Raw genomic sequence first — 26,128 nt, 5'->3', positions numbered from 1 at the left:
GTCGCCGGTGCGTCCGCTTCATGCAGCCGCCGCGATGTTGACGATCCTGGCGATTGCGGCCGCGATCGCCGCTGGTGGCCGCGCCGTATTGCATGGCGAAGAAGATGATCGCATCGCAGCTCCGGCGCAGGCCGGCACGGCGGCGCAATCCGAAGCGTCCGCCATCGCCGCAATCCCGCGCCCCGACGCGGCAAGGCCGGAAGCGCATTCCAGGACGATCGATCCCGAGATCATCGCGCCGCCGCAGCTTCAGGCCGAAGAGCTCGAACGGCTGGAGCCGCGTGCGCCGCTGAGTGACTTGGCGCTGGCTGGACCGCCGAAGCCGCCCAAAACGAAAATGCCCGACGACTGGAACGGGACAAAACTGTTCCAGCCTGTTGCGTCGGCCGCAGGGGTGATCGAGGCCAACGGCTACTCGGTCGCGATTTCCGGTATCGACATCGTCGGGCAGGACGAGACTTGCACCGATGGCGGCACGTCCTGGACGTGCGGTACCCGGGCGCGAACGGCGTTCCGTGCCTTCCTGCGCGGCCGGACGGTAGTCTGCACGGTGCCACCCGAGGGCGGCCGCGACCTGATCGCCGCCGAATGCCGCGTCGGCAACCAGGATGTCGGCCAGTGGCTGATCGAAAACGGCTGGGCGCGCCCCGCCGAGAGCGGCCCGTATGTCGAGGCCGGCGAGAAGGCGCGCGCGGCGAGAAAGGGCATTTTCGGGCCGGCGCCAAACCTCTGGGGCCTGCCTCCGGCACCGGCGCCCGTCGCGGCCTCATCGGAGCCGACGCAGCCGATTCTCGATCCGTCGCCGACGACGCCTACGTTACCAGCTGACCAGCCAGCGCCTTCTGAATGAGCGCGCGGGTTTCTGCGATTCCGTAGAGCGCGGCGAAGGAACCGAAGCGCGGGCCGCGCTCCTGTCCGATCAGCACTTGATAGATCATCTGGAAGAAGGCGACCGAGACGCCCGGCCCACCTTCCGGGCTCTGCTTCGAATGGTCCTGATAGCGCTCGATCTTGCGCGCGACGTTGAGAGCGGCATTCTGGATCGCCTCGCCATCGGCGTCTGGCGGCAATGCGGTGAGCGCTTCGGAGAGCTTTGTCAGCGCCTCGCGCTCGATCGCGTCGGCGGCCCGGTACACCTTGGCCGGCTTCACGAAATCGTCGAAATAGCGGATCGCATATTCGGCCAGCCGGTCGAGCTCAGGGTGGGATTTGGGCGTCACACCCGATGTGTGGCGCGAAATGAACCCCCACAGCACGTCCCTGTTCTGGGCGTTCGAGGCGCTGACCAGATTGAGCAGCAGCGCGAACGACACCGGCAGGTCGACGACAGGCGGATTGCCGTCATGCATATGCCAGACGGGGTTTCCCAGCCGCTCCTTCCACTCCTGCCGGCGATAGGCGGACAGAAAGGCGTAATACTCGTCCACCGCCTTCGGAATGACGTCGAAATAGAGCTTCTTGGCCTGCCGCGGCCGCTGGTACATGTAGAGCCCGAGGCTTTCGGTCGGTGCATAGGTGAGCCACTCGTCTATGGTCAGTCCGTTTCCCTTCGACTTCGAAATCTTCTGGCCGTTCTCGTCCAGGAACAGCTCATAGACGAAATGCTCCGGCGCCCGCCCACCCAGGATGTTGCAGATCCGATCGTAGATCACCGCATTCGTCTGGTGGTCCTTGCCAAACATCTCGAAATCGACGCCGAGCGCCGCCCAGCGCATGCCGAAATCCGGCTTCCATTGCAGCTTCACCTTGCCGCCAGTTACGGGAAGCGTTGTCTCGGTACCATCATCATCGAAGGTGATGGTGCCGGCCTTGGCGTCGACATGCTTCATGGGGACGTAAAGCACGCGGCCGCTTTTGGGGGAAATCGGCAGGAACGGGCTGTAGGTCGCCTGGCGTTCTTCGCCGAGCGTCGGCAGCATCACGTCCATAATCTTGTCGAAACGTTCGGCAGCGCGCCGCAGAACTTCGTCGAAACGGCCGGCCTTGTAGTATTCCGTCGCGCTGGCGAACTCGTAGTCGAAGCCGAACGTGTCCAGGAAGCGGCATAGCATTGCGTTGTTGTGGTCTGCGAAGCTCGCATAATCGCCGCCGAAAGGATTGGGGACGGATGAGAGCGGCTTGTGCAGGTGCGGCTCGAGTGCGGCGCGATCGGGAACGTTGTCCGGAATCTTGCGCATGCCGTCCATGTCGTCGGAAAAGCACAAGATCTTGGTCTTGACCGTGTCCCCGGTGAGGACGCGGAAGGCATGGCGCACCATCGAGGTGCGTGCGACCTCGCCGAAAGTGCCGATGTGCGGCAGCCCCGACGGACCGTAGCCGGTCTCAAACAGCACTGTCTCGGGAAAGTCAGTGCCTTTGTAGCGCTCGACGATCTTCCTGGCTTCCTCGAACGGCCAGGCTTTGCTTTCGGCCGCTGCCGCAAGCACCTCGGGATTGAGATCGATGATGTTTGATCCCGCCATGTCACTGTTCCAAATCATTCGCCGGCACCGTCGCAAGAAAGGGGCCGGATGAGGTTTTTCCACCGGTCTCTAGGCGTGCCTGACCGGAGCGTCAACGATCGCGGCTCTTTTTCCTTGCGGCGTCGACGCCGCGTTCCTAACTTCGGGAGCCATTCGAGGAATTTTAGATGCCGTTGTCACCGCACGAAGCCCTTATCTATCTGATGGTCATCACCTCGGCGTCCGACCGTGACATGACCGACGTCGAACTGGCGCGGATCGGCGACGTCGTCCGCACGTGGCCGGTGTTCGAGGATTTCAACGACGGCCGAGTGGTCGGCATCGCCCAGGACTGCCAGAAGATGCTGCATGAAAAGGCCGGGCTGGAAGGTGTCTTGACGCGCGTCGCCGAGGCGCTGCCTGAGCGGCTCCACGACACCGCCTATGCCGTCGCTTTCGAGGTTGCGGCCATAGACTTGGAAATGCGGATGGAGGAAGTGCGGGTGCTGCAGCTCATTCGGCGCCAGCTCGATCTCGACACGCTGACCGTCGCCGCAATCGGCCGCGCCGCCAAGGCTCGCCTTCGCACGCTGACTTGATCCAGGCCTGGAGGGTCAGAAGAAGCTCAACGGACCGGATCAGAAAAAGCTGACCGGGAAATAGCGCAGATAGAATTCGGCGAAGATGCCCTTCACCGAAATCTCTTGCAACGCGTAGTCGAATGCCGCGGCCAGCGTTGGATCGTCGGCCCTGGTGGCGATGGCCATGCCCGAGCCCAGATATTCGGGTGCCAGATAGGGACCACCGGCAAAGCGACAGCACGCCGCGGCATCGGAACCGCCCAGCCAGAAGGCGAAACGCATGCCGTCGCCGAAGGCGGCGTCGACCTTGCCGGCCTTGAGGTCATCGTAGAGCGCTTCCGGCCGGTCGAAGGGGACCAACTGAACGGTGCCGAAATAATCGCGCAGCATCCGCTCATGCGCGGAGCCGGCGACCACGCCGACGCGCTTGCCGCGCAGTCTGTCGAAGATCGGTTCCGTGAGCGCCTTTGTCTTCGGCATGATGAAACGCGCAGGAAACTGCAGGTAGGAGCGTGAGAAGGCATATTTCGACCGCGACTCCGCCGTGGCGGCGATGCCGGCAATAATCGCTTCGCCTTCGCCCTTCTGCAATGCCCTTTCGAGCTCGGCCCAGGGCAGCGCCTGGATCTGGCATTTTGCCGCGATGCCGAGTTCGGCACAGATGGCGCGCGCCAGATCGACATGGAAGCCGGACAACCGGCCTGCCCCGTCGAGGAAATTGAAGGGTGGGAAATCGGTGGTGGTCAGGAATCTCAGACGCGGCAGCGCGGAAAGGTCGGGTTTCGGCAGCCGCTCCTTGGCGTCCCACAGCACCGGCACTTGCGGCTCCGCGGCGCGCGCCACACCGGTGAGCGACTGTGCTACTGTCATTGCCAGCATCAAGACGATGGCTGTCCAGCGAATTGCCACGATTAGGCTCGGCCCTGTTCTGTCCAGATTGGCTTTTGGTACGAAAATGGCAGAGGCACAATGGTTTTTGATTTCATCACGCCGATTTAGGGATATGGTTAGTCGGAGCTTGCAAACGACTGAGCGGGGCCGGCTGGAGGGTAGCCGCGGAACACTGCAAACAGGGAGGCAGATTTGCAATCCGGGGTCGATGGTAAAGTGCAGGTCGGCACTGGGACCGTTGAGCTCAATGCGGAAGGCAACATAGGGTTGATGTTGCGATGGGTCAGTTCGATCGCACTTTGGAATTCATAGACCAGCTGCAGCATGCCGACACGGCAGCCGCTGTCTGCGAGAAATTGCTTGGCGTCACGTCGAGTTTCGGCCTGATGGCACTGATGGCTGGAACTGTTCCGCAGCCAGGAACGCCGCGAGGCCAGCAAAAGGACCATGTGCTGCTCTGTGACTGGCCGGGAGAATGGCTGGAGCGCTATGTGGCGCGCAACTATGTCGACCATGATCCCATCGTCAGCCACATGAAGCAGCTGCAAGCGCCGTTCCAATGGCGGGAAGCGTCTCAGAGCATTCGCATCGACACGAGCAGCGGCGAGGTGATGGGCGACGCCAGCGAATTCAAACTCCGCGACGGCATGGCCTTCCCGCTCGTTACGCTCGATGGCCAGATCGTCATGGTGTCGCTGGGGGGCGAGGCTGTGGAACTGTCGGAAGCCGAGTTCGGGCAGGTGTTGCTGGTATCGACCTATGCGATCGGCCGCGCCATGCAGCTCCATACGATGGCGGACAAGACCATCGATCACATCGAATTGACGCCACGCGAGCGCGAATGCCTGCAATGGGCCGCCGTCGGCAAGTCCGAATGGGAGATTTCGCAAATCCTCGGCATCTCGGAACACACGTCCGAGAAACACCTTCTTAACGCCAAAGGCAAACTCGGTGCCGTCAACCGGGTTCAAGCAGTCGCGGAAGCGATAAGGCGCGGCTATATTAGCTAGCTCGGCCGCGCCGGCCTAGAAATTCTTGCCTACGTGATCACGTAATTTTCTCGGGAAAGCCCGGCCGTATCTTCCTCTTGAACCCAGGAGACGGCTAATGCTTTTTTCCCTTACCACACAGGAATTGATGGAACGTCCCGACCTTTGGGAGGCCGTTCATCGTTTGCGCTACAAGATTTTCGTCGAGGAGATGGGGTGGAGCGATCTGCAGCGCCCCGATGGCCTCGAGATCGATCAGTTCGATCACGATGAGGCGGTACATCAGATTGTCATCCGCAACGGCGAACTCGCCGGCTATCAGAGGATGTTGCCGACAACGCGGCCGCATCTTCTGACCGAAGTGCTGGCGGACCTCTTTGAAGGGACGCCGCCCTCCGGACCGAACGTCTGGGAACTGACCCGCTACGCGGTGGCGCCGGGCTTTCGTGACGGCAAGCGCGGCGTATCGACGGTCGGCACAGAGCTCATTGCCGGCTTCGTCGAGTGGGGGCTGAGCCGGAACGTCAATCAGGTGATTATCGAGTTCGAGCCGATGTGGGTCCTGCGGGCACTGCAGTTGCATTTCCTGGCGAAGCCGCTTGGCTACCAGCGCACTTATGGCAACCAGCAGGTCGTCGCAACGCTGCTCACCTTCACCGAGCATACGTTGCAGGTAGTGCGTTCGCGTCGCAACTATTTCGCGTCGGTTCTGGCCAAGGGATATCCCGACAGGCTCGGACTGAGACGGGCCTCGTGAGATTGGAGGCAGTCATGAACGTCCATACGCAAACAGAATTCCGCAACCATACGCTGATCGTCACGGTGTCATCCGATGACGGCCGGCCGGTGCTGGACAGGCGGGCCTATGAAAGCCTGGCCAAGACCTTCCATGAAGCCGCCGTAGACGACGACGTACGCGTCGTGGTGCTGCGCGGCCTCGCCGGCTGCTTCTGCCTCGGCGGCGACTTTTCCGAGTTCCTCGATGCAACCAAGCATCAACAACTGATTGCCGCCGTCACCGACATGTTCCGCACGCTGGCGACGTTTCCAAAACCGGTCCTTGCCTGTGTCGATGGCGACGCGGTCGGTGTCGGCTGCACCATCCTGTTCCATTGCGACATGGTGATCGCATCTCATGAAAGCACGTTCCGGGTGCCGTTCGTCGATTTCGGCCTGGTGCCGGACGCGGCGACCAGCATCTTGGCACCGCAGAAACTCGGTTATGCCGGCGCTTTCCGCTTCTTCTGCCTGGGTGACACGCTCAGTGCCGAGGACGCCAGGATGCTTGGACTGGTCACGGAGATCATCGTGGAGGGCAGCGTCGAGGAAGCGGCACTTGGCAGAGCCAGACAACTCGCCAAGAAGCCGGCCGCTGCACTGCTGCAGACGCGCGACCTGCTCAAGGGCGACACAGGCGCGCTCTGCGATCGCATCGACCAGGAGATTTCGCTGTTTCAGCAGGCCTTGCAGGACGACACCACGCTGCGGCGGCTGCAGCGGATTGCCCGGCTGGCGGCATGAGAAGTCATCCGGAAGGATGACAGCATCCGCAATCGTGCCGCGCGTCCCTTCCGGCGCGCGGCAGTGCTTCAGGCCCGTGTTCCCAGGAACGAAGGCCCTTCCCCAATGATCTTCTTGTCTTCCTTGCCGATGGCGTCGAGATCGCGGCCCTCATAGGGAAGCGACAACAGGATGCGCTTTATGATGGCCAGGCGCGCGCGACGCTTGTCGTTGGCCCGCACGATAGTCCAGGGCGCGCACTCCTGGTGCGTGCGCTCGATCATGAGATCGCGAGCCTTGGTGTAGTCGTCCCATTTCGTGATGCCGGCAATGTCGATCGGCGAGAATTTCCAGCTCTTCAACGGGCTGTGACGGCGATCGTGAAATCGCTCGAGCTGCGTTTCCCGACCGATGTTCAGCCAGAACTTGAAGAAATGGATGCCCTCGTTGCAGATCATCCGTTCGAAATACGGCGTCTCATCCAGGAATTTCTCGTGCTGTTCGGGCGTGCAGAAACCCATGACCGGCTCGACGCCGGCGCGATTGTACCAGGAGCGGTCGAAAGTGACGAACTCGCCGGATGTCGGAAAGTGCGCGACATAGCGCTGGAAATACCATTGTCCTGTCTCAGTCGGTGTCGGCTTGGTCAGCGCCACGTTGCGCGCCGTCCGAGGGTTCATGTACTGGCGCAGCACGAAGATCGTGCCGCCCTTGCCGGCGGCATCGCGTCCTTCGAACAGCGACATTACCCGCTTGCCCGTCGATTGCAGCCATGCCTGTGCCTTGACCAGTTCGATCTGCAGCCGCTCGAGCGTCTCGTCATACTCGTCGCTTTTCATTTTCTTGTCGTATGGGTAGCCGCCGGCGGTCAGCTTGTTGTTGTCGACCCAGTCCGGAAGCTTGGGATCCTCGATGTCGAAGGTGAACTCCTTGCCGTCGATCCGGACCTTCAGCGGACCTGCAACGGGCGCGGCGGCATTTTCCCTAGGGTTTTTCATCGAGACGAACCTTTCCAGCTCTAGGACTCATGCTATTGGGAGCCTTACTGCATCGGCCCGAAAATCGGAATCGATTTTCGGAAAGCACGATGCAGCAGATTGAAAGTGGTAGAGCGTCCTTTGTGCGCCCAATTGGACGCACGGCGCTCTAGCGCCGGTCCAGCGGGATGTTTCCAACCGGCCGGCCGACATAGGGTGGAGGCACGGCGCGCGAATGGCTGACAATGGCTGACATGGGCGCAGGACAGCGAAGCACGATGCAAGCCGTCGCCATCCGGCTGCGGAGCAGCCGCTGGCTGCTGGCGGCCGGCATCGTCGCGGTCCTGATGGTCTATGTCTTCGCAGATATGTCCGGCTATGTGGTGCTCCTGGCATGTGCCGTGCTGCTGCTTGCCGCCGCGATGCCGCCGGCTGGCGTTGCACGCCAATCGGCCGACGATGCCGCGGCGATCGAGGCGGGCGGGTTGCAACACCTGTCGGGAGAATATCTGGCGGCGGCAGTTGCCGATCCGCTGATCATCTTCGATCGCACCGCCGCGCTCGTCCATGCCAACGCCGCCGCCTTCGCCGCCTTCGGCGGCATCGCGCCGGGCATGTCGTTGTCGCTGAAATTCCGTGCGCCCGAAATGCAGGCCTTGCTGGATAGTATCTTGTCGGGGGCAGCCGCTTCGGATGTCGTCGACTATACTGAAAAGCTGCCGGTCGAGCGGGCCTATCGGGTGAGTGCGTCTTCGGTCGGCCACGGCACCGACCTCTATGTGCTGGTCTTCAAGGACCAGAGCGAGGCGCGCCGGATCGAGCGGATGCGCGCCGATTTCATCGCCAATGCCAGCCATGAGTTGCGCACCCCGCTCGCCTCGATCTCCGGCTTCATCGAGACGCTGCGCGGCCCGGCCCGCAACGACCCGGCGGCGCGCGAACAGTTCCTGCAGATCATGCAGAACCAGACCGGCCGCATGGCGCGCCTGATCGATGACCTGCTGTCGCTGTCGCGGCTGGAGATGAAGCCCTACCTGAAGCCGGGAACCAAGGTCGATCTTCGCCAGATCCTCGACAGCGTCATAGATTCGCTCGGACCTCTTGCCAGGGAGAACGGCGTCGCCATCGAGCGGGATTTCGCGGAGAGGCCGCTCGACGTGCCCGGGGATCGCGACGAACTTTTCCAGATTTTCGAGAATCTGCTGGAAAATGCCTGCAAATACGGACAGTCGGGTGGACGTGTCGTGGTCACGATTGCCCACAGCGAAGACGGTCCCGAACCGGGCATCGACGTCACCATCCGGGACTTCGGTCCCGGCATTCCCGAGGAACACATCCCGCGCATCACCGAGCGCTTCTACCGTGTCGATGTCGAGAACAGCCGGACCCAGAAAGGCACCGGCCTTGGTCTGTCGATCGTCAAGCATATCCTGACGCGCCACAACGCCAGGCTCTCGATCAAGTCGGAGGTCGGCAAGGGGGCAGCTTTCACGGTTCATTTGCCGGCGCACTGACGCCGCACTATCTATTAACCGGCTTTTTCTTTTTTCTGTCATCCGGCTAGCTTATCAGCGGGGATTCGAGGAGACGATTCAGGATCAAAAGACCCCGGGAAGGCATGTCCATGCAGTCCGTGCACATTGTCAGCGCCTATGACGAGGAGCTGAAATATCTGTCGAAGCGCATCGCAGCGATGGGCGGGCATGCCGAACGCATGGTCGAACAGGCGATCGCGGCCCTGGTCAACGCCGACCCTGGCCTTGCCCAGAAGGTCATCCGTGACGATCTCGTTCTGGATGAAGGGCAGCGCGAGATCGACGACAAGGCAATCGTCATCATCGCCAAGCGCCAGCCGATGGCGACGGATTTGCGCGAGATCGTCGGTGCGATCCGCATCTCTGCGGATCTCGAACGGGTCGGCGATCTCGGCAAGAATGTTGCCAAGCGCGTGGTTGCCGTCATAGAAGGGCGCCAGCCGACGAGCCTGTTCCGCGGTATCGAGGCCTTGGCCGACCTGGCGTTGACGCAGCTCAAGGAGGTGCTCGACGTCTACGCGTCGCGCTCGGTGGAAAAGATCGGCTTCGTGCGGGATCGCGACGACCAGATCGACGCCGTGTACACCTCGCTGTTTCGCGAGCTGCTGACCTATATGATGGAAGATCCGCGCAACATCACGCCTTGCACGCACCTGCTGTTTTGCGCCAAGAACATCGAACGGATCGGTGATCACGCCACCAACATCGCCGAGACGATCTACTACATCGTCACCGGCGACCAGATGCCGTCCGAGCGGCCGAAAGGCGACAAGACAGACAAGATTGTTGTCCCGGGAGCGCGCTACCCGCGAAGTGAGAGCCCGAAAGGGAGCGAATAGTGAGTAGCGAATGGCAAAGGACTTCTTGTCCCCGATGCACTGGAGATTGAGGCTACTCTTATTCGCTCACCTGCTGCGCCGCCGCTCCGAAGCGGGCTGGAAGGCAATGCGGGCGTGGTACTTGCAATAAGGTCCGGTTTCGGCGGCGTCATTGCCGCAGAAATGGAAGTCTTCCGAAAGCGGGTCGCCATTCGGCCATTTGCATGTCCGCTCGGTCAACTCGACGAGTTGCAGATGCCGCGAGATCGGCACGACGACGTTCTCGACCGGACGGATGTAATGACGCGCCACTGGTTCGACGTTGAATTGCGCCTGCAGTGCGGTCGCACCGATCGACGTGGTGATGTGCCGTGCAGTGCTTGCCGCCCGCGACACCGATTTCTGAACGCTCGATCCCTGTACGCTCTTCTTCTGGCGTGCCGGCGCAGCGGTCGAGCGTCCGCGGCCCGACAGTTTCAGCCGATGCACCTTGCCGATGACCGCATTGCGGCTGACACCCCCAAGCTGTGCGGCGATCTGGCTGGCGCTAAGCCCCTCCGACCACAATTTTCTAAGAAGTTCGACCCGCTCGTCAGTCCAATTCATGAGACCGCGCTCCTGCTGAAACATGCGGCGATCGGAATCCTTCCACGATCCGGCTTTCGCCGGGCAGACACCACATATATCGGGTGATTAGGTCCGCCGCACGAAATCTAGTTATTTTCTCGACTACAAATACCTTATGCGCCGACTCGGTGACAAGAGTCCGAGGGCCAACACGAATCGGTTTTTTCGGTTTTCCCCAACTTGCCCGGTCGCTGATGAGCCGGCGCCTTGCTGGAGGGCTTGCCGCGCATCCTTGCGCGACGTTTTCGTTGACTTCATGGCCGAAAAACACGATAAGCCGCAAAGGCCGCCGCTTTGGCGGCTTTTTGATTTTCCGGTTCCGGAGACGCATATAATGAGCGGTTCGGCGCTTTACGAGACCTTTGCCCGCGCACCTTTGGTCTTCGACCATGGGGAAGGCACCTGGCTCTTCACCGACAAGGGCGAGCGATATCTCGATTTCGCTGGCGGCATCGCCGTGAATTCGCTGGGCCACAGCCATCCGCACCTGGTCGCGGCGCTCACTGAACAGGCTGCCAGGCTCTGGCACGTTTCCAACCTCTACGAGATTCCAGAGCAGAGCCGGCTGGGCGAGCGGCTGGCCGACGCCACCTTCGCCGACAAGGTGTTCTTCACCAACTCCGGCGCCGAGGCGCTGGAATGCGCCATCAAGACGGCGCGGCGCTACCACTTCGTCAAGGGCCATCCCGAGCGCTTTCGCATCATCACCTTCGAAGGCGCCTTCCATGGCCGCACGCTGGCGACCATCGCCGCTGGCGGCCAGCCTAAATACCTGGAGGGCTTCGGACCCAAGGTCGAAGGCTTCGACCAGGTCGGTTTCGACGACATCGACGCCGCCGAAAAGGCGATAACCTCCGAAACCGCCGCGATCCTGATAGAGCCGGTGCAGGGTGAGGGCGGTATCCGCCCGGTGCCGACGCAGTCGCTGAAGCGGTTGAGGCAACTTTGCGAGCAGCATGGCCTGCTCCTGATCTACGACGAGGTCCAGTGCGGCATCGGCCGCACCGGCAAGCTGTTCGCGCATGAATGGGCCGGCGTCACGCCCGACATCATGGCGATCGCCAAGGGTATCGGCGGCGGCTTCCCGATGGGTGCATGCCTCGCCACCGGCGAGGCGGCCGCAGGCATGACTGCCGGCGTGCACGGCACCACTTTCGGCGGCAATCCGCTGGCGATGGCGGTCGGCAACGCCGTGCTCGACGTGGTGCTGGAAGACGGGTTCCTGGAGGATGTCCAGCGCAAGGCGCTGTTGCTGAAGCAGGGGCTGGCGGGTATCGCCGACGAATTTCCTGATGTCATCGAAGACATCAGGGGCACTGGCCTGATGCTCGGCCTGAAATGCGTCATGCCCAACACCAAGGTGAACGCGGCGTTGCGCGACCAGCATCTGCTGGCGGTTCCGGCCGGCGACAACGTCATTCGCCTGCTGCCTCCGCTCACCGTCACCGACGCCGAGATCCGTGAGGCGCTCGACCGCATTCGCGCCGGCGCCCGGGGCTTGGCCGATGCCATCGCCGCGGCTGCCGCGAAGTAATCCTGGAACCAGCCCTGATGAGCCTTCGCCACTTCACCGATCTTTCCGCCGTTTCCGAGGACGATCTGCGCTTCATGCTGGACGATGCGGTCGCTCGAAAGGCAAGGCTCAAGGCTGGCGAGCGGGCAAAACCGCTCGAAGGCAAGGTGCTGGCGATGATCTTCGACAAGCCGTCGACGCGCACGCGTGTGTCCTTCGACGTCGGCATGCGCCAGCTCGGCGGCGAGACCATCATGCTGACCGGCACCGAGATGCAGCTCGGCCGCTCCGAAACCATCGCGGACACGGCCAAGGTGCTGTCGCGTTATGTCGATGCGATCATGATCCGCACCACATCGCATGACCGGTTGCTGGAGCTGACCGAGAACGCCACCGTTCCGGTCATCAATGGGCTGACCGACGACACCCATCCCTGCCAGCTGATGGCTGACATCATGACCTTCGAGGAGCATCGCGGTCCGGTTGCCGGCAAGACGATTGCCTGGACCGGTGACGGCAACAATGTGCTGCATTCCCTGCTGGAAGCCTCGGCACGATTTCGGTTCAATCTGAATGTCGCGGTGCCGGAAGGCAGCGAGCCGGCACAGAGGCATATCGACTGGTCGAAGACGCATGGCGGCAAGTTGAACTTCACCCGCTCGCCCGAGGAGGCCGTTCACGAGGCCGATTGCGTCGTCACCGACTGCTGGGTGTCGATGGGCCAGGAGCACCGTGCCCGCGGCCACAACGTCTTCTTGCCCTACCAGGTCAATGCGACGCTGATGGCGAAGGCAAAGCCGGACGCATTGTTCATGCACTGCCTGCCGGCGCATCGCGGCGAGGAGGTCACCGACGAGGTCATCGACGGGCCGCATTCGGTGGTGTTCGACGAAGCCGAGAACCGGCTCCACGCCCAGAAGGCGGTTCTGGCCTGGTGCCTGGGCGCTTGATCCGGGCAACCTTGATCCGGCGATGCGTGATGCCTATCTCAGGCGCATCACGTAAATCGAGCGCGTTTCGACGCATGCGCCCCGGAGGGCGGCATGGCCGCGCCCCGGAGCTTTGTCATGTTGGAAACTTATCAGTTGGCTGAACATCAACCCAAACTCGGCGAATTCGGCTACGCCGGGGACGATCACGTCGTGCCCTTCGAGGTCGGCCCGCTCGACGTGCGCGGCCGTACTGTCCAGCTCGGGCCGATGCTTGATGCGATCCTCAGCCGCCACGACTATCCCGAACCGGTCGCTCGTCTCCTCGCGGGAGCCTGCGTGCTGACGGTGCTGCTTGGCACCTCGCTCAAGTTCGAGGGCAAGTTCATCCTGCAGACCCGCACCGACGGACCGGTCGACATGCTGGTCGCGGATTTTTCTACGCCGCATGCGTTGCGCGCCTATGCGCGCTTCGACGCCGACCGGCTTGAGGCCTTGACTGCTGCCGGCGAGACGTCGCAGCAGACGCTGCTCGGCAGTGGCGTCCTGGCGCTGACCATCGACCAGGGCGCCCACACGCAGCGCTACCAGGGCATCGTCCAACTCGATGGCGAGACGCTGGAGGAGGCCGCGCGCACCTATTTCCGCCAGTCGGAACAGATCCCGACCGACCTCAGGCTTTCGGTCGCCAAGCTGTTGACGCCCGGCGTCGGCGGCGCGCGCGAGCAGTGGCGCGCCGGCGGCATCCTGGCGCAATTCCTGCCGCAATCGCCGGAACGCATGCGTGTGCCCGATCTTCCGGGCGGCGACGGCGATCCACGCGAGGAGATCCACGATCCGGCCGACAATTCCTGGCAGGAACTGCTGGCGTTGCTTGGCACCATCGAGCCGACCGAGCTGATCGACCCTACGATCGGCGCCGAGCGGCTGCTTTACCGGCTGTTCCACGAGCATGGTGTTCGCGTCTTCGGCGGCGTTCCGGTCGCCGACCAGTGCTCATGCTCAAGGGAGAAGATCCGCGGCATCCTCGAAGGCTTTTCCGCCGAGGAGATCAGCGACAGCACCGAGGATGGCGGCATTCACGTCGCCTGCGAATTCTGCTCGAAGCAATATGACTTCGATCCGGCGGAGTTTGTAGCGGCGCAATAGACCATGATCCTGAATCGAAGGTCCGCGACAGCGAAATGTGGAAACCGGTTTTCGGAAAAGGTCATGGTCAATAAGAGATAGAGCCCCATCCCGATTCTATCGGGGTGGATCAGGCTCTAGCCGTCAGTTCACCGTGCGCCGCGTGCCTGGCAGGTCCAGCGAAAAGGCGGGGATGGCGATGTCGAACGTCTCACCCCGCTTGTTGCGCATCGTGTAGTGGCCGACCATGATGCCGGACGGCGTCGAGAGCGGGCAGCCGGACGTATATTGATAGCTATCGCCGGGGTTGAGTTCGGGCTGGTCGCCGACAACACCGGCGCCTCGCACTTCCTCGACCCGGCCGGTGCCGTCGGTGATGTGCCAGTAGCGTGACATCAACTGCACGAATTCGTCCGACTGGTTGTCGATCGTCACCTGGTAGCCCCAGACGTAACGGTTCTCCGACGGTTCCGAGCGATCCTCCAGATAGAACGGCCTGACCTGCACTTCGATGTTGCGGGTAACGGCGCTATACATGGGCTACTCCAAAACAATGCGAACGGGACCTTCGGCGCTCTCCGTGGCTTGGTCAACGGGATGTTTCCTGTCCTTGCCCGACCTCAAGGGCAGGTGCCGAAGAACAATGTCATTTAAGTGACACATGACAATGATGGTGTGCAGAGCCGGGCGACTCAGCATTCTCCCGAACTGCTGAAGACGGCCATCCTGCGGCCGGTCTTTTCCGGAGTGACCAGATATCGATGGAACTGACAGTCACAGCCGCCCTGCTTTCGACAGCTCTGCTTCTTTCAAATCTCGCCAGCATCCTGCTCGCCTCGCTGAAGCTGAAGCGGCCAAGCGAGGTTGCGCCGCCTACCGGCATGGCGCCGCCTGTGTCGATCGTCGTACCGTCGCGCGGCGTCGAGCCGTTTACCGAAGAAACGCTTGAGCGCGCCTTTTCACTCGACTGGCCGCGTTATGAACTCATCTTCTGCGTCGCCCATGCCGACGATCCCGTGGTCGAACCGATCACCAAGGCCATCGTCCGTTTTCCGGCCGTGTCGGCCCGGCTGCTCGTCGGCGATGACCGCATCAGCGGCAATCCGAAACTCAACAATTGCGTCAAGGGTTGGCAAGCGGCGCGTCACAAATGGGTCGTTCTTGCCGATTCCAACGTCCTTATGCCGAAGGACTATCTTCAGCATCTGATGGCCGCATGGCAGCCGGACACCGGCCTTGTCTGCTCGACGCCGATCGGCTCGCGGCCGGACCGGTTCTGGGCGGAGGTCGAATGCGCTTTCCTCAACACGCTGCAGGCGCGCTGGCAATATACCGGGGAGGCGCTCGGCCTCGGTTTCGCCCAGGGCAAGAGCATGTTGTGGAACAAGCCCATGCTCGAAGCCAATGGCGGTATCCGCGCGCTTGCCGCCGAGATTGCCGAGGATGCCGCGGCGACCAAGCTGGTCAACGGGCTCGGGCTGCACGTCAATCTGGTCGCCTCGCCCTTCGAGCAGCCGCTCGGTTTGCGCACATTTGGCGAAATCTGGTCGCGCCAGGCCCGCTGGGCACGCTTGCGTCGCGTCACCTTCCCGCAGTTCTTCGCGCCCGAAGTCCTGGTCGGCGCGACGCCGCCGCTGGTGCTTGCGCTGGTTGCAGCGGCCGGCGCCGGCTTCAGTCTGCCGGCAACCGCCCTTGCCGTGCTGATGGCTGCCTATCTCCCGGAATGCGCCCTGGCCTCGGCCAAGGGCTGGCACCTGTCTCTGCGCATGATCCCGGCGATGATCGTACGGGATGTGATGCTTCCCGCCATTTGGGCGCGAGGCTGGTTCGGCGGTGCCGTCGACTGGCGCGGCAATGCAATGACCATCCAGACCAAAACCGTCGCGGAGCTGGAAGAGACACCGTCTGGCGCCTGAAGCCGCCCTATCCCTATTTGGCGGCGTTCAATGCCTGCTCGACGTCCGCAAGCAGATCGTCGGTGTCTTCCAGGCCGACAGACAGCCTGAGCGTGCCCGGCCCGATGCCGAGTTCGGCGCGTGCCTCGTCGCTCAGATTCTTGTGCGTCGTCGTCGCCGGATGGGTGATCAGGCTCTTGGCGTCGCCGAGATTATTGGAGATCAGCACGATATCCAGCGCGTTCTGGAAGGCGAAAGCCGCCTGCTTGCCGCCCTTGACGTCGAGGCAGATCAGCGTCGAGCCGCCTGACATCTGCTTCTTGACGACGGCCGCCTGCGGGTGATCGGCGCGGCCGGGATAGATGACACGGGCAATCTCCGGGCGCGCGGCGAGAAAATCCGCGATCCGGCCGGCACTTTCCGTTTGCTGGCGCACGCGCAGCGGCAGCGTCTCCAGGCCCTTCAGCAGCGTCCAGGCGTTGAACGGCGACAGGCTGGGACCGGTGTGGCGGAAATAGTCGTGCAGGTTCTCGTCGATCCACTTCTTGTCTGACAGGATGATGCCGCCGAGACAGCGCCCCTGGCCATCGATGTGCTTGGTCGCCGAATAGACGACGATATGGGCGCCGAGCTGCAATGGCTTCTGCTGCAAGGGCGTGGCGAAGACATTGTCGACGATCAGCCGCGCGCCGATCGAATTGGCGAGCGAGGCGACGGCGGCGATATCGACGACTTCCAGCGTAGGATTGGTCGGGCTTTCCAGGAAGAACACCTTGGTGTTGGGTCTGACCGCCTTTTCCCAATTGGCGATGTCGGTGCCGTCGACCAGCGTCGCCTCGATGCCGTATCTCGGCGCCAGCGTCTCGACCACCCAGCGGCAGGAGCCGAACAGGGCGCGCGCCGCCACGATATGGTCGCCGGCCTTGGCGCTGCACAGCAACGCCGCCGTCACCGCCGCCATGCCGGATGCCGTGGCGCGGGCATCTTCGGCGCCTTCCAGCGCGCACATCCGCTTTTCGAACATGTCGACCGTCGGATTGGCGTAGCGCGAATAGATGAAGCCTGGCTCCTCGCCCTTGAAGCGCGCTTCCGCCGCTTGCGCCGTGTCGTAGACATAGCCTTGCGTGAGATACATTGCCTCGGAGGTCTCGCCGAAGCCGGAACGCAGCGTTCCCGCATGCACCAGTGCAGTCTGAGGCTTCCAGTTGCGCTTCATGGTCGTCATCGCCTTGTTCCAAACACCAAAAGTGGTCCAAACACAAAAAAACCGGTCGCGAAAGTCGCAACCGGTCCAAACGGCCTTGCGGCCTGACGGTCCTTTAGCGACTTGTTTAACGTGGCTGCAAGCCGACCGGCCAAATCACCACGGGATAACGACCCTTTAGACCTGCACCGCGCTTGCGTCAATTGCCGGCATGATTAAGAGGTTTGTACCAAGCTTTGCGGCAGGAACCCTGCGACAAAACAGGGACCTCGCCCGGCCTTTCGAGCGGAGCCAGACTTTGCGGCAGACAGGCATTCTTCCTGATCAGGATATTTCCGCGCTGTTCCAGTCGGGCGCGCTGAAGTCGCGGCGCGCGCTTGATGCCGACCAGATCCAGCCGGCCAGCCTCGACCTCAGGCTTGGCGACAGGGCCTGGCGGGTGCGCGCCTCCTTCCTGCCCGGCCCGAACCACAGGGTTGCTGAAAAACTCGACCGACTGAAGCTGCACGAAATCAATCTCGCCGACGGTGCGGTGCTGGAGACCGGTTGCGTCTATATCGTGCCGCTGCTCGAGTGCCTGGCGCTTCCGGAAAACATTTCGGCTTCGGCCAATCCGAAGAGCTCCACCGGACGGCTCGACATCTTTACCCGGGTGATGACCGATCGCGGCCACGAGTTCGACAAGATCGCTGCCGGCTACGATGGCCCGCTCTATCTGGAGGTTAGCCCGCGAACCTTTCCGATCGTCGTTCGTGCCGGCTCGCGGCTGTCGCAGATCAGGTTCCGCACCGGCAACGCGCTCTTGTCCGAGAGCGAGCTACACGAATTGCACCGTGCCGAGACGCTCGTCGCTACCGAGCCACCCAACATTTCCGGTGGCGGCATCGCGCTGTCAATCGATCTCGATGGCGACAAGGACGGCCTGGTAGGCTACCGCGGCAAGCACCACACCGGTCTGGTCGATGTCGACAAGCGCGCCGCGCAGGACATCGTCGATTTCTGGGAGCCGCTCTACAAGCGCGGCGCCGGCGAATTGGTGCTCGATCCGGACGAATTCTATATCCTCGTCAGCCAGGAGGCGGTGCACGTGCCGCCGCTCTATGCCGCCGAGATGACGCCCTTCGATCCATTGGTCGGCGAATTCCGTGTCCATTATGCCGGTTTCTTCGATCCGGGTTTTGGCCACTCGGCGACCGGCGGCACCGGCAGCAGGGCGGTGCTCGAAGTGCGCAGCCACGAAGTGCCTTTCATCCTCGACCACGGCCAGATCGTCGGGCGGCTGGTCTACGAGCATATGCTGAAGCGGCCGCAGGCACTCTACGGCACCGATCTCGGCTCGAACTATCAGGCGCAGGGCCTGAAACTGTCCAAGCATTTCCGCGCCGCGCGCTGATCGTTCATCACAATCAGACCGTGCTTGCCTGACCTTGCGGGTCGTGCTTGGCTGTGCTCAGCCGTCAAGGTGACTGGAAAAGGGAACAAAATGCAGATTTCAAGATGGATCGCATCAGCAGCAACAGCTGCCATGCTGGTGATATCGGCCGGGTCCTTGTCGGCGCAAGCACAGGAAAAATTGAAGATCGGCACCGAAGGCGCCTATCCGCCATTCAACACCATGACCGCGGATGGCAAGCTTGTCGGCTTCGATATCGACATCGCCGAGGCGCTTTGCGCCAAGATGAAGGTCGAATGCGAACTTGTCACCCAGGACTGGGACGGCATGATTCCGGCGCTTCAGGCCAGAAAGTTCGACGCCATCATCGCGTCCATGAGCATTACCGAGGAGCGCAAGAAGCAGGTCTCCTTCACCAACAAATACTACACGACGCCGCTTTCACTGGTGGCCCTGAAGGACACCGATATTGCGTCGACCGAACCCGCCGCACTCGCCGGCAAGATAGTTGGCGCCCAGGCTTCGACCACCCAAGCCGACTTTGCCCAGGACGTCTATGGCAAGGCCGGCGCCGAGGCGAAACTCTATCCGACGCAGGAAGAGGCGGTCGCCGATCTGATGAACGGCCGCCTCGATGCCGTCCTTTCGGACAAGTTCGTGCTGATGGACTGGATGAAGAAGTCGAGCGACGGCTGCTGCAAGATGGTCGGCGACGTCGAGGGCACCGAGACGGAAGCGGGGATCGCCGTGCGCCAGGAAGACAATGCATTGCGCGAGAAGCTCAACGCCGCCATCGATGCGATTGTCGCCGACGGCACCTACAAGAAGATCCAGGCGAAATATTTCGACTTCGATATTTATTGAGGTTGGAACTGCCAATCTTCCCCATTGAGGGGGAGATGTCCGGCAGGCCAGAGGGGTCGTTGCGCGTAACGTGCCACCGCCCGCCACGAGAGACTGCGTTGGCCATTTATGTGAGACGACGCCCTTTGTCACCTTCGGTGACATCTCCCCCTCAAGGGCAGGGCTATCGCATATGGCTCAGAGCGTTGATGAGGTAGTCGTCGTTCCATGCGCATTTCTTGATACGGTGACTGATGGGAACTTTCTGCAGATCGGCGCTCTGCAGGATGTTTTTTGCGATCCTGTTGAGGATAGCGGTGTTGGCGGGAGCATTGTCTTTTCGGGCACGGCTAAGGTCTTCATCGAAGTGAACATCGAGCATCCAGTGGAGGCCGTTTTCGATCTGCCAGTGGGACCTTGTGATATCGAGCGCCTGTTCGGGCGTGAGGAGGCTGGAGCCCATGAACAGACGGCTTTTCGGCTTGTCTTGGCCGCGGCGCGTGGTGATGCGGAGATAGGTGGTATGACCCGGCATGAGAGGTTTTTCGGCGGGAATGACTTCGGCTTGGCGCCACTCTTCACGGCCATGGCTGAACTCGGCCTTTTGTGCGCTTTGCGGGATAGAGCGGACGAACTGCTCTACGGCCTGGCGTCGCCAATAACGGCGGTTGCCCTTCAAAGCCAGCACGTAATTGGCACCGCGATCGATGATAGCCTTGGCCATGCGACGGTGGCAGTGGAGGGCATCAGCGGTAACGATTTTGTCCGTCAAATCAATCAGTTCGACAACTTTCAGCGCCGCCTCGACCTCGTTCTCGCCAAGCCCCGGCGACGAAGCTGCCAGACACAACCGGGTCGTGGTGGCGAAGGCCGAGACCGTCAGTGGCGGGCTGGCAGCCTGCCCTTTCTCGTAGGCGCGCCGCAGGGCTTTACCATCGAGTGCCACGACTTCACCATCGGTCTCGGCAACGGCCTGAGCGAAACCGGCGGCAAAGACGGCGAAAGCGCGTTCGAACGCCTGCCGGTCCATCAGCCGCAGCAACCGCGAGAAGGTGTCGTGGCTAGGCGCACTATCATAGTCGATCAGCCGCGAAAGCACCGCCTTGCGGTTCTCGGCAAACAAGGCAAACTCGGTCGCCGTCGTCGCTCCACACAGGCTCGCAGCCACCATCATCACCATGATGTCGCCAAGCCGATGCGAGGCATTACCAGCCCGCGGGTCAGGCAGCGCCTCAAAACAACTATCCAGACAGGAAATGGCAGTCGCTCCTTTGCTAAACTGCCATTCTCAAGAATCCTTCCCCGCCTTCAACGCAACAGAAAAATCCCATATGCGATTCCCCTGCCCTCAAGGGGGAGAACACCCGATCAAAGCGCCTTCACGGCCACCTTCACCGGCTGCTCGATTTCGAGCGGGTTGCGCAGCGGCAGGCCGAAATCCTTGGCCTCGATCTCGAAAACGTCGCCAGCCTCCGTCCTGATGCCGTCGGCGAACGACAGCGTCGCTGTGCCGAACATATGCACATGCACGTCGCCCGGCTGGCGGAAGGCCGAATATTTGAAGTGGTGATGTTCGAGATTGGCGATGGTGTGCGACATGTTGGCTTCGCCCGACAGGAACGGTTTTTCCCATAGCAGCGTGCCGTCGCGGATGATGCGCGAGGATCCCCTGATATCGGACGGCAGGTCGCCGATCAGGATCTCCGGTCCGAACGAAGCGTTGCGCAGCTTGGAATGCGCGAGGAAGAGATAGTTTACGCGCTCGGTGACGTGGTCGGAAAACTCGTTTGACAGCGTGAAGCCGACGCGGAACGGGGCGCCGTCGTCGCCAATGACATAGATGCCGGCGATTTCCGGCTCCTCGCCGGCATCCTGGGCGAAGGCGGGCGACAGCAGTGCCGCACCGGGCGCCACCGCCATGGTGCCGTTGCCCTTGTAGAACCACTCCGGCTGCACGCCCGTCTGGCCCTTGGCCGGCTTGCCGCCTTCCAGCCCCATCCGGAACATCTTCATGGAATCGGTGAGTTGCTCTTCGCCGTCGAGCTTCTTGTGCATGGAATCGCGGGTCGCGGCGGAGCCGAGATGCGTCAGCCCGGTGCCGGTGAGGTGGAGATGCGCCGGGTCGGGATGGTTGATCGGTGACAGGAGCCGCCCCTTCTTGTAGGCGGCATCGAGATCGACCGCTTCACCGAACCCCTTGCGCTCGATGAGGGCGGCGAGCCCGGTGCCGGTGCGCGCAGCCTCCATCGCCAGCGAATAGACGCTCCGGGCGCCGTTGATGATCCGGGTCTTGCCGCCGTTGCGGGCGACGACGCGGATGGTCTCCGCCTCGTCGAGGATCTGGGAAATCAGCATGATGTACCCTCTCTCAATTGCCTTGGCCTGGCTGCCGCTCGGCCAACCCCACCTCGCGCAGCGCGGACGGTATCCGCGCCACGGGTGAAATTCTTCGTTGGGATTGCGCTCGCGAGCCTGGTCCTTCAGGGACTTCTTTGCGCCGTTCTGCCGCGCCGCGATGTGACCCGTTTGTCTTCTTAAAGCGCGCCGCGTTTGAAGAGAGGCGCGCTTTAACCCTTGCCTTCATGCATGTTGGGCGACATGCATTCGTTTCCTCGCTCGGCTTAACCCTTGTTCTTGTTGTAGACGTCGAAGACCACGGCGCCGAGCAGCACGAGGCCTTTGACCACCTGTTGCCAGTCGACATTGACGCCCATGATCGACATGCCATTGTTCATGACACCCATGATGAAACCGCCGACCACAGCGCCGATGACCTGGCCGACGCCGCCCATCGCCGAAGCGCCGCCGATGAACACGGCGGCGATGACGTCGAGCTCGCTGCCGAGGCCCGCCGCCGGCACAGCCTGCCCCAGCCGCGCCGCGATGATCAGGCCACCAAGCGCCGACAGCACGCCCATATTGACGAACACCAGCAGGGTCAGCCGTTCGGTCTTGATGCCTGACAGCTGCGCCGCTTTGGCATTACCGCCCATTGCATAGATGCGGCGACCGATCGTCATGCGTTTGGTGACGAAGACGAACAGGGCGATCAGCACTCCCATCACCATGAGGACGATCGGCAGGCCTCTGTAGGTGGCGAATTGGTAGACCAGAAACAGCGCCAGAGCGCTGGTCACCAGGGTTTTGACGACGAACAGCGAGAAAGGTTCGGCTTCATAGCCATGCCGCTCGCGGCTGCGCCGCGCCCTGAGCCCGAAATAGGCATAGGCGAACACCGCGACGAGGCCGATCACGATCGTCGTCATGTGCAATGTCAGCCCGCTGCCGACGATGGTCTTGCCGGCGGCGTTCACGACCGGCGGGATCAGCGTCAACGAGCCGATCACGTCCGGAATGAAGCCGGAACTGAGCGCCTTGAAGCCGATCGGAAGCGGCCCCACGGAAGACCCGCCACCCAGCAGCGCCTGGCAGATGCCGCGGAAGATCAGCATCCCTGCCAGCGTGACAATGAAGCTGGGTATTCGGTGATAGGCAATCCAGTAGCCTTGTGCCGCGCCGATTGCGCCACCGACGATCAGGCAGATGATCGACACCACCAGCGGATTGCTCAAAGGACCGAGCGGCCAGATGACCATCATCATAGCCGCCAGCGCGCCGATGAATCCCGCGACGGAGCCGACGCTGAGATCGATATGGCCGGAGACGATCACCAAAAGCATGCCCAGCGCCATCACAATGATGAAGCTGTTCTGCTGCACCAGATTGCTCAGGTTCACCGGCTTGAACAGCGTTCCGGACGTTGTGAACTGGAAGAACACCATGATGGCGATCAGCGCCAGGATCAGGCCGTATTCGCGTAGGTTGGTGACCAGCGCCGAGACGGCAACGCGAGGTGTCTGCTGTAGGTCTTGGGCGACGCCGCTCTGCGGCCCGGGAGCGCTTTCGGTGCTCATGATGCTTTTCCTTCTCCCCGGACGATGGCGCGCATGATTTTTTCCTGGCTGGCGTCGGCGGCGGCCATTTCTCCCACCATGCGTCCTTCATTCATGACGTAGATGCGGTCGGTGATGCCAAGCAGTTCAGGCATCTCCGACGAAATGACAATGATCGCCTTACCCTCGGAGGCGAGACGCGCGATGATCGTGTAGATTTCATATTTGGCGCCGACGTCGATGCCGCGCGTCGGCTCGTCGAGGATCAGCACTTCCGGGTTGGCGAACAGCCACTTCGACAGCACCACCTTCTGTTGATTGCCGCCCGACAGATTGCCCGTCATCTGATAGACGCTGGACGAGCGTATGTTGGTCTTGGCCTTGTATTCGTTGGCGACGGAGAGTTCGCGCAAATCGTCGATCACGCTATGGCGCGACACGCCGGGGAGGTTGGCCAACGTGATATTGTGCTTGATGTGATCGATCAGATTGAGCCCGTAGGTCTTGCGGTCCTCGGTGACGTAGGCAATGCCGTGTTCCACCGCCTTGCTCACCGAAGAGAGATCGATCGGCTTGCCGTTGAGGCGCACCTCGCCGGTGATGTGGCGACCATACGACCGGCCGAACAGGCTCATCGCGAATTCGGTGCGGCCGGCGCCCATCAGCCCTGCAATGCCGACCACCTCGCCCTTTCGGACGTCGATATCGATATTCTTGATCACCTGCCGCTCGGCATGGATCGGATGATAGACCGACCAGTTCTTCACTTCGAGCACGGTCTCGCCGATCTTCGGCTCGCGTGGCGGGAAACGGTTATCGAGCGAGCGGCCGACCATCGATGTGATGATGCGGTCCTCGCGGATGTCTTTCTTGGCCAGCGTCTCGATGGTCCGCCCGTCACGGATGATCGTAACTTTGTCGGCGACCCGGTTGACCTCATTGAGCTTGTGCGAGATCAGGATCGAGGTGATGCCTTGCCGCTTGAATTCGAGCAATAGATCGAGCAGCGCCTGGCTGTCCTTTTCAGACAGGCTCGCGGTTGGCTCGTCAAGGATCAGCAGCTTCACTTCCTTGCTGAGCGCCTTGGCGATCTCGACCAGTTGCTGCTTGCCGACCCCGATATTGGTGATCAGCGTCTTGGGGTCCTCCTTGAGGCCCACCTTCTTGAGCAGGACGCTGGTGCGCGTCTCATTGGCATTCCAGTCGATGATGCCGTATCTGGCGTGCTCGTTGCCGAGAAAGATGTTCTCTGTGATCGACAGCATCGGCACCAGCGCAAGTTCCTGGTGGATGATGACGATGCCGTGGCGCTCGCTGTCGTGAATGCCTTTGAAATGGCATTCTTCGCCACGGTAGACGATCGCGCCGTCATAGGTGCCGGACGCATACACGCCCGACAGCACCTTCATCAGCGTCGACTTGCCGGCACCGTTCTCTCCGACCACGGCATGGATCTCGCCTTCTTCGACGCGCAAATTGACGTTGGACAGCGCCTTGACGCCGGGGAACGTCTTGGTGATGTCGCGCATCTCCAAAATCGTCGAGGTCATTAGGAATTAAACTCCTCCGAGGTCGGCAAAACATACCGGCCTCGCTGGTTAACGAAAAGGGGCCCTGCGCTGCGCAGGACCCCAGTCTCTATATCAGAGGTTACTTCAGCTCGTCGGCCTTGATGTAGCCGGAGTCGACCACCAGCGCTTGGTAGTTCGACTTGTCGACATCATGCGGCGTCAACAGGATCGAGGGAACGACCTTGACGTCGTTGTTGTAGGTCGTGGTGTCGAGGCCTTCCGGCTTGCCGCCCGAGAGCACCTTGTCGACGAGTTCGACCGTCGCCTTGGCGAGTTCGCGAGTGTCCTTGAACACGGTCGAGTACTGCTCGCCGGCGATGATCGCCTTGACCGAAGCGGTCTCGGCGTCCTGGCCCGTGACGATAGGCCATGGCTGATCGGCCGTGCCGTAACCGACGGCGCGCAACGAGGCGATGATGCCGCGCGAGAGGCCGTCATACGGCGAGAGCACGCCATCGACACGGCTGCCATCCGAGTAGTTGGCGGAAAGCAGATTGTCCATGCGTGCCTGGGCGGTCGCCGCCAGCCAGCGGAGCGTGCCGACCTTGTCCATGCCCATCTGGCCGGACTTCACGACGAGGGTCTTGTCGTCGATCAGTGGCTGCAGCACCGACATTGCGCCGTCGTAGAAGAAGAAGGCATTGTTGTCGTCCGGCGAACCGCCGAACAGCTCGACGTTGAACGGACCCTTGTTCTCGGGAAAGCCGAGGCCCTTGAGCAGCGATTTGGCCTGGATGACGCCGACGCCGAAATTGTCGAAAGTGGTGTAGTAGTCGACGTTCGCGGTTTTCTTGATCAGGCGGTCATAGGCGACGACGACGACACCGGCGTCAGCCGCCTTCTGCAGCGCGTCCGACATCGTGGTGCCGTCGATCGAGGCGATGATCAGCGCCTTTGGGCCCTTGGTGATTTCGTTTTCCAACTGGCTGAGCTGATTGGGGATATCGTCCTGCGCATATTGCAGGTCGACAGTGTAGCCCAGAGCCTCGAGCTGGGACTTGACGGCGTCGCCGTCGTTGATCCAGCGCTGCGAGGTCTTGGTCGGCATCAGCACGCCGACGAGGCCTTCGCCTGCCTGCGCCGGGACCGTCATGGCCGCAATGCCAAGAGCCGCGACGGCGGCCAGTGTCTTGATGATCTTCACATTATTCTCCCTGGTTGATGGACGCGCACCCTGGGTTTCGTGGGCCGCGCGATCGTGCAGGAGCGCCAAAAACGCACCGCTGCCGTCATATCGATCTCCGGTATCCTCCCAATCGGCCCTGAGACTCTGGTTCCGATCGATGCGATTTTTTTCGCTGGCGACGGTCAAGCTTCAGGACGCGCAAAGGGTGTGGTCCTTTGCCATAACTGTCAAATGCGATCTTTGATGGTTGCTATATCGAAACTGATATGTATTA

At 61.8% G+C, this 26,128-nt stretch carries 24 protein-coding genes and 1 riboswitch; of the genes, 13 read left to right on the top strand and 11 right to left on the bottom strand.

Annotated elements, in window-relative coordinates; all coding sequences use genetic code 11:
* Nucleotides 1-7: 7 nt before the first annotated feature.
* Nucleotides 8-850, top strand: a complete 843-nt coding sequence (locus AC0NID_RS02160; protein WP_473450393.1) for a thermonuclease family protein — start codon at nt 8-10, stop codon at nt 848-850.
* Here AC0NID_RS02160 and AC0NID_RS02155 read toward each other — a convergent pair.
* Nucleotides 813-2,462, bottom strand: a complete 1,650-nt coding sequence (locus AC0NID_RS02155; protein ID WP_473450391.1) for a lysine--tRNA ligase — start codon at nt 2,460-2,462, stop codon at nt 813-815. The two genes, AC0NID_RS02160 and AC0NID_RS02155, sit on opposite strands and share 38 nt — an antisense overlap.
* A 167-nt stretch (nt 2,463-2,629) precedes the next feature.
* Between AC0NID_RS02155 and AC0NID_RS02150 the strand changes: the two genes are divergently transcribed.
* Entirely contained in the window at nt 2,630-3,040 is a 411-nt protein-coding gene (locus AC0NID_RS02150) for a tellurite resistance TerB family protein (protein WP_473450389.1), read from the top strand.
* 39 nt (nt 3,041-3,079) lie between these two features.
* Here AC0NID_RS02150 and AC0NID_RS02145 read toward each other — a convergent pair whose 3' ends face one another.
* Entirely contained in the window at nt 3,080-3,901 is an 822-nt protein-coding gene (locus AC0NID_RS02145) for a transporter substrate-binding domain-containing protein (protein WP_473451467.1), read from the bottom strand.
* Nucleotides 3,902-4,191: 290 nt separating this feature from the next.
* Here AC0NID_RS02145 and AC0NID_RS02140 point away from each other — a divergent pair, with 290 nt between their 5' ends.
* The 3 genes from AC0NID_RS02140 (at nt 4,192) to AC0NID_RS02130 (ending at nt 6,423) form a co-directional block, all read left to right on the top strand.
* Entirely contained in the window at nt 4,192-4,923 is a 732-nt protein-coding gene (locus tag AC0NID_RS02140; protein WP_473450387.1) for a helix-turn-helix transcriptional regulator, read from the top strand.
* Between the two features lie 97 nt (nt 4,924-5,020).
* Complete coding sequence (locus AC0NID_RS02135) at nt 5,021-5,659, top strand: acyl-homoserine-lactone synthase (protein ID WP_473450385.1); 639 nt, start codon at nt 5,021-5,023, stop codon at nt 5,657-5,659.
* Between the two features lie 14 nt (nt 5,660-5,673).
* Nucleotides 5,674-6,423 carry an enoyl-CoA hydratase-related protein gene (locus tag AC0NID_RS02130; RefSeq protein ID WP_473450383.1) on the top strand — a complete coding sequence of 250 codons (750 nt, stop codon included), beginning with the start codon at nt 5,674-5,676 and terminating at the stop codon, nt 6,421-6,423.
* Nucleotides 6,424-6,491: 68 nt separating this feature from the next.
* Here AC0NID_RS02130 and ppk2 read toward each other — a convergent pair whose 3' ends face one another.
* Nucleotides 6,492-7,400, bottom strand: a complete 909-nt coding sequence (gene ppk2 / locus AC0NID_RS02125) for a polyphosphate kinase 2 (protein WP_473450381.1) — start codon at nt 7,398-7,400, stop codon at nt 6,492-6,494.
* A 224-nt stretch (nt 7,401-7,624) separates the two neighbouring features.
* On the opposite strand from ppk2, the gene AC0NID_RS02120 reads away from it, so the two are divergent.
* A complete protein-coding gene (locus AC0NID_RS02120; protein ID WP_473450379.1) occupies nt 7,625-8,893 on the top strand; it encodes an ATP-binding protein in 1,269 nt (422 codons plus the stop codon).
* 110 nt (nt 8,894-9,003) lie between these two features.
* Nucleotides 9,004-9,753, top strand: a complete 750-nt coding sequence (gene phoU, locus AC0NID_RS02115; RefSeq protein WP_473450377.1) for a phosphate signaling complex protein PhoU — start codon at nt 9,004-9,006, stop codon at nt 9,751-9,753.
* A 66-nt stretch (nt 9,754-9,819) separates the two neighbouring features.
* Here the strand turns inward: phoU and AC0NID_RS02110 are convergent, their stop codons facing one another.
* A complete protein-coding gene (locus AC0NID_RS02110) occupies nt 9,820-10,338 on the bottom strand; it encodes a GcrA family cell cycle regulator (protein ID WP_145715422.1) in 519 nt (172 codons plus the stop codon).
* A gap of 355 nt (nt 10,339-10,693) precedes the next feature.
* Here AC0NID_RS02110 and AC0NID_RS02105 point away from each other — a divergent pair, with 355 nt between their 5' ends.
* The 3 genes from AC0NID_RS02105 to AC0NID_RS02095 all read left to right on the top strand — a co-directional run bounded on the left by AC0NID_RS02105 (nt 10,694) and on the right by AC0NID_RS02095 (nt 13,950).
* Nucleotides 10,694-11,893, top strand: coding sequence for an acetylornithine transaminase (locus AC0NID_RS02105; protein ID WP_473450375.1), 1,200 nt, complete (start codon nt 10,694-10,696; stop codon nt 11,891-11,893).
* 17 nt (nt 11,894-11,910) lie between these two features.
* Nucleotides 11,911-12,822, top strand: coding sequence for an ornithine carbamoyltransferase (argF, locus tag AC0NID_RS02100; protein WP_473450373.1), 912 nt, complete (start codon nt 11,911-11,913; stop codon nt 12,820-12,822).
* Nucleotides 12,823-12,915: 93 nt separating this feature from the next.
* Complete coding sequence (locus AC0NID_RS02095) at nt 12,916-13,950, top strand: Hsp33 family molecular chaperone (RefSeq protein WP_473450371.1); 1,035 nt, start codon at nt 12,916-12,918, stop codon at nt 13,948-13,950.
* Between the two features lie 123 nt (nt 13,951-14,073).
* Here AC0NID_RS02095 and apaG read toward each other — a convergent pair whose 3' ends face one another.
* Nucleotides 14,074-14,466 carry a Co2+/Mg2+ efflux protein ApaG gene (apaG, locus tag AC0NID_RS02090; protein ID WP_292165729.1) on the bottom strand — a complete coding sequence of 131 codons (393 nt, stop codon included), beginning with the start codon at nt 14,464-14,466 and terminating at the stop codon, nt 14,074-14,076.
* 224 nt (nt 14,467-14,690) lie between these two features.
* On the opposite strand from apaG, the gene AC0NID_RS02085 reads away from it, so the two are divergent.
* On the top strand, nt 14,691-15,845 hold the full coding sequence (locus AC0NID_RS02085) for a ceramide glucosyltransferase (RefSeq protein ID WP_473450369.1): 1,155 nt from the start codon (nt 14,691-14,693) through the stop codon (nt 15,843-15,845).
* Nucleotides 15,846-15,858: 13 nt separating this feature from the next.
* Here the strand turns inward: AC0NID_RS02085 and AC0NID_RS02080 are convergent, their stop codons facing one another.
* Nucleotides 15,859-17,049: an O-succinylhomoserine sulfhydrylase gene (locus AC0NID_RS02080; protein WP_473450367.1), complete on the bottom strand. Its 1,191-nt coding sequence runs from the start codon at nt 17,047-17,049 to the stop codon at nt 15,859-15,861.
* 74 nt (nt 17,050-17,123) lie between these two features.
* Nucleotides 17,124-17,201, bottom strand: a riboswitch (SAM riboswitch).
* Nucleotides 17,202-17,326: 125 nt separating this feature from the next.
* On the opposite strand from AC0NID_RS02080, the gene AC0NID_RS02075 reads away from it, so the two are divergent.
* Nucleotides 17,327-18,421 (top strand): 2'-deoxycytidine 5'-triphosphate deaminase, encoded by a 1,095-nt coding sequence (locus AC0NID_RS02075; protein WP_473450365.1) that lies wholly within the window; start codon nt 17,327-17,329, stop codon nt 18,419-18,421.
* Between the two features lie 90 nt (nt 18,422-18,511).
* Complete coding sequence (locus AC0NID_RS02070; RefSeq protein ID WP_473450363.1) at nt 18,512-19,285, top strand: ABC transporter substrate-binding protein; 774 nt, start codon at nt 18,512-18,514, stop codon at nt 19,283-19,285.
* A gap of 163 nt (nt 19,286-19,448) precedes the next feature.
* Here the strand turns inward: AC0NID_RS02070 and AC0NID_RS02065 are convergent, their stop codons facing one another.
* From AC0NID_RS02065 to chvE, 5 genes are all read right to left on the bottom strand, one after another.
* Nucleotides 19,449-20,444 carry an ISAs1 family transposase gene (locus tag AC0NID_RS02065; protein WP_474033414.1) on the bottom strand — a complete coding sequence of 332 codons (996 nt, stop codon included), beginning with the start codon at nt 20,442-20,444 and terminating at the stop codon, nt 19,449-19,451.
* A 188-nt stretch (nt 20,445-20,632) separates the two neighbouring features.
* Nucleotides 20,633-21,619 (bottom strand): AraD1 family protein, encoded by a 987-nt coding sequence (gene araD1, locus AC0NID_RS02060; protein ID WP_473458656.1) that lies wholly within the window; start codon nt 21,617-21,619, stop codon nt 20,633-20,635.
* Nucleotides 21,620-21,885: 266 nt separating this feature from the next.
* Nucleotides 21,886-23,178, bottom strand: coding sequence for a multiple monosaccharide ABC transporter permease (gene mmsB / locus AC0NID_RS02055; protein ID WP_473458658.1), 1,293 nt, complete (start codon nt 23,176-23,178; stop codon nt 21,886-21,888).
* Complete coding sequence (mmsA, locus tag AC0NID_RS02050) at nt 23,175-24,707, bottom strand: multiple monosaccharide ABC transporter ATP-binding protein (protein ID WP_473458660.1); 1,533 nt, start codon at nt 24,705-24,707, stop codon at nt 23,175-23,177. Before mmsA ends, mmsB begins: the two co-directional genes overlap by 4 nt.
* A 100-nt stretch (nt 24,708-24,807) precedes the next feature.
* On the bottom strand, nt 24,808-25,872 hold the full coding sequence (chvE, locus tag AC0NID_RS02045) for a multiple monosaccharide ABC transporter substrate-binding protein (RefSeq protein ID WP_473458662.1): 1,065 nt from the start codon (nt 25,870-25,872) through the stop codon (nt 24,808-24,810).
* Nucleotides 25,873-26,128 lie beyond the last annotated feature (256 nt).

The organism is Mesorhizobium sp. WSM4821, from assembly GCF_055901555.1.
This window is presented reverse-complemented; position numbering and strand designations above follow the sequence as displayed.